4 protein-coding genes are annotated in these 3,354 nt (G+C 37.1%); 1 reads left to right on the top strand and 3 read right to left on the bottom strand.

Annotated elements, in window-relative coordinates; all coding sequences use genetic code 11:
- Window positions 1–248: 248 nt before the first annotated feature.
- The gene (locus tag ENL20_09950) at window positions 249–431 is read left to right on the top strand and encodes a hypothetical protein (protein ID HHE38878.1); all 183 of its coding nucleotides are present in this window, start codon (window positions 249–251) and stop codon (window positions 429–431) included.
- A 315-nt stretch (window positions 432–746) separates the two neighbouring features.
- On the opposite strand, the gene ENL20_09945 is transcribed toward ENL20_09950, so the two are convergent.
- The 3 genes from ENL20_09945 to ENL20_09935 form a co-directional block, all read right to left on the bottom strand.
- Window positions 747–932 (bottom strand): ferredoxin, encoded by a 186-nt coding sequence (locus ENL20_09945; protein ID HHE38877.1) that lies wholly within the window; start codon window positions 930–932, stop codon window positions 747–749.
- A gap of 289 nt (window positions 933–1,221) precedes the next feature.
- Window positions 1,222–2,856 carry a hydroxylamine reductase gene (locus tag ENL20_09940; protein ID HHE38876.1) on the bottom strand — a complete coding sequence of 545 codons (1,635 nt, stop codon included), beginning with the start codon at window positions 2,854–2,856 and terminating at the stop codon, window positions 1,222–1,224.
- Between the two features lie 127 nt (window positions 2,857–2,983).
- Window positions 2,984–3,226 (bottom strand): hypothetical protein, encoded by a 243-nt coding sequence (locus tag ENL20_09935; GenBank protein HHE38875.1) that lies wholly within the window; start codon window positions 3,224–3,226, stop codon window positions 2,984–2,986.
- Between the last annotated feature and the right edge of the window lie 128 nt (window positions 3,227–3,354).

The following is a 3,354-nucleotide window of genomic DNA, read 5'->3' as shown; positions in this document are numbered from 1 at the left end:
TTTTTGGCTCCACTCTAAAAAGGTCAAATTCAGTAAAATTAGAAACCGTTAAAACGGTTAATAAGAAGATAGAGGTCAATAACTGATTCATCAGTTTCCAAATTTCGTGCAAAATTTCATACATATTCCGAATTATTGCCTTTTTAGAGTGGACTCAATCATTTATATTAAACAATACTGGAGTTCGAAATTCTTGACCAAAATCTGGCAGAATATTTTCTGCGAAATGAAGTTCATGGGAGAATAAAATGAAATCCGTTTTAAATAATAAGTATGTTGCTGCTTTAAAAAATCTGATGCTGTTCACAGCAATAATCCATATGATAATCGTAACCATTTATTCAGCTATTAATTTGAATTTACTTAAATTCAATTTTTTGATATCCTGGACCTCGATCTGTTTTTCCCTGACATCATTACAGGTTCTTTGAACCGAATTTTAGCAACTGGTTCCGCTGTAATTATCTATTGTTTGTTTTTATTTTTCGGTATCCGGAAAGTGAGAAAAGAATGATAATTCGTGCATAATTGTGGTTTTCAACTTAACTGAATATTGAAATAATTCTTAAAAAATTTATAGATAATATCACACAGCAAAAATATTTTGAAGAATTAAATGCAAAACATCCTAATCAGTTTAACCAAAACAACAACCTCATTGATTTAATGCAAGCCACTTTTGCTTCAAGACGAAGGTTACTCTTTTCGTGTATTCTTCATGTCCATCGCAGTTAAATTACCATCAACTATTCATGCGAAATAGCCTCAACCGGACAATTTCCTTCCGCTTCCAAAGCAGCTTCTTGAAATTCTTCAGAAACCGGATTCAGCTTTACTTGCGATTTGTCATCAACTAATTCAAAAACCTCCGGGCAGGTACCTTCACAAGCTCCGCAGCCGATACATAATTCTTGATCTACTTTAAACTTCACATTTCCTCCTAAAAATTCCTTCCGAAGCTTTCTTTCACTTGTTCTTTCATAAAGATTTGGAAGGATGCAAATGTCCAGAACTTTCCGATCCGGCAACTGCCGGATAGAATACCTTCGCAAGAAGCTTCGGAAAGGCAGCAACATTTATTTCATAATCTTTCATAAATTCTTATATCATTTTTTAATTCCCGAAATTTCAGGGAATAAAAGGGCAGCAAAAAAAACTGCCCTTAATTATTTTTCTTCGTTTTTTTCGTGTCCCTTTGTGTCTTCGTGCCTTGGTGGTTACCTACTTCCCCGCCATCATAGCAGCAACATCAGCTTTAACTTCCCCGATTGGTTTAATATCAAAATTCTCTACCAGAACTTTGATTACATTCGGTGATAAGAAAGCTGGAAGTGTCGGTCCTAAACGGATTCCTTTCACACCGAGGAACAATAAAGCAAGAAGCACAGCAACTGCCTTCTGCTCATACCAGGCAATATCAAAAGAAATCGGAAGTTCATTGATGTCATTCAAACCAAAAACTTCTTTCAGTTTGAGAGCAATTACAGCCAGCGAATAACTGTCGTTGCACTGACCTGCATCCAGAACTCGCGGAATTCCACCGATGTCACCGAGATCAAGTTTGTTATAACGATATTTAGCGCAACCGGCAGTCAGAATAACAGCATCATTGGGAAGTTCTTCCGCAACTTCGGTATAATAACTCCTGGTTTTATGACGACCATCACAGCCTGCCATCACGATGAATCTCTTGATCGCACCGGATTTTACCGCATCAACAACTTTATCAGCAAGAGCGAGAACCTGATTATGAGCGAACCCTCCAACAATTTCACCGGTTTCAATTTCTATAGGAGCTTCGCATTTTTTTGCCAATTCGATTAATTCTGAAAAATCTTTTGCTTTTCCATCTTTTCTATCAGCAATATGTTTAATTCCCGGATAACCGGTCATTCCGGTTGTAAAAATCCTTTCTTTATAAGCATCTTTGACCGGAATAATACAATTGGTTGTCATCAGGATCGGACCATTGAAAGATTCAAATTCCTTATTTTGCTGCCACCAGGCATTTCCGTAATTTCCTACAAAATGCTCATATTTCTTGAAAGCAGGATAATAATTTGCCGGAAGCATCTCACCATGCGTGTAAATATCGATTCCGGTTCCTTCTGTTTGTTTCAGCAGTTCTTCCATATCTTTCAGATCGTGACCCGAAATCAGGATTCCCGGATTATTGCGAACACCAATATTCACTTTGCTGATTTCCGGATTTCCATAAGTTTCCGTGTTGGCTTTATCCAATAGAGCCATCGTTGTGACAGCAGTTTCTCCGGCTTTCATAACCATTGCCACCATTTCATCGACACTCAAATCTTTAGTAGTGGAAACGAGTGCTTCCATGATAAAAGCATAAATTTTTTCATCTTCAAATCCCAGTATTGCTGCATGATCCGCATAAGCAGCAAGACCTTTTAAACCGATGATCAACAGTTCTCTTAAAGAACGAACATCTTCATTTTTCTGGGAAAGAACTCCAACTTCTGTTGCTTTTTGATGAAATTCCTCCACATCTTCTGAAAACCAGACAGCAGAATCGTGCAATGGTCCTTCGATTTTATCTCCGAATTTTGCTTTCAATTCATTTCTGATCTTCAATCCTTCCTTGATCTGTGTGATAAATCGATCATTGTCAAAATTAGCATTAGTGATCGTGGTAAAAAGCGATTGAGCAATGAACAAACCGACTTTTTTGTCGAGTTCTCCCATTTCCTGTGCTTTTTCACCATAGATCGAAATACCTCTTAAAACATAGATCAACAGATCCTGCAGGTTTGCTGTCTCGGATTTTTTCCCGCAAACTCCTGCAATTGTGCAACCTTGATTTTTTGCCGTTTCCTGGCATTGATAACAGAACATACTCATAGTATGACCTCCTCTTTTTTTATTTGATTATCAATCATAATGTCATAAGTCTCTTAATTCAATCATCAAAGATCCAAACGAAATCCTTATTATTTCAGGTTTGAAATTTGTTATTTGCTACTTAATAATCCACTCCCGCTGCTTGAACATTAGCAGGATCAAAAGCGTGGCACGGAGTTACACCGTAAACCATATTACAATGCGGACATTTATCTTCAAAATTTTCCATTTCAAATGTTTTCCCGCATTCCACACAATTTATTTCCAAAGGCATCGGCATTGGTTGAGATGTGAATCCCATCATTCTTACTTTGTCTACTACTTGTTTTCCGTTTTCAAAACTTCCTGCGCATCCGTCGTGCATAAATCATCCTGATTATCGAGGTCAAGATCAAGTTCGAGAATCGAGATCGAGACCAAGTTACTGATTTCTTATTGTTTTTATTATTTGAGTCCACTCTAAAAAGGTCAAATTAAATAAAATTAGAAACC

This window comes from Candidatus Cloacimonadota bacterium (assembly GCA_011372345.1).
Lineage (GTDB): Bacteria > Cloacimonadota > Cloacimonadia > Cloacimonadales > TCS61 > DRTC01.
This window is presented reverse-complemented; position numbering and strand designations above follow the sequence as displayed.

Coding starts and splice junctions, on each gene's coding strand:
- ENL20_09935 (HHE38875.1), bottom strand. CDS start 3,226: ATGCACGACGGATGCGCAGGAAGTTTTGAAAACGGAAAACAAGTAGTA.
- ENL20_09950 (HHE38878.1), top strand. CDS start 249: ATGAAATCCGTTTTAAATAATAAGTATGTTGCTGCTTTAAAAAATCTG.
- ENL20_09940 (HHE38876.1), bottom strand. CDS start 2,856: ATGTTCTGTTATCAATGCCAGGAAACGGCAAAAAATCAAGGTTGCACA.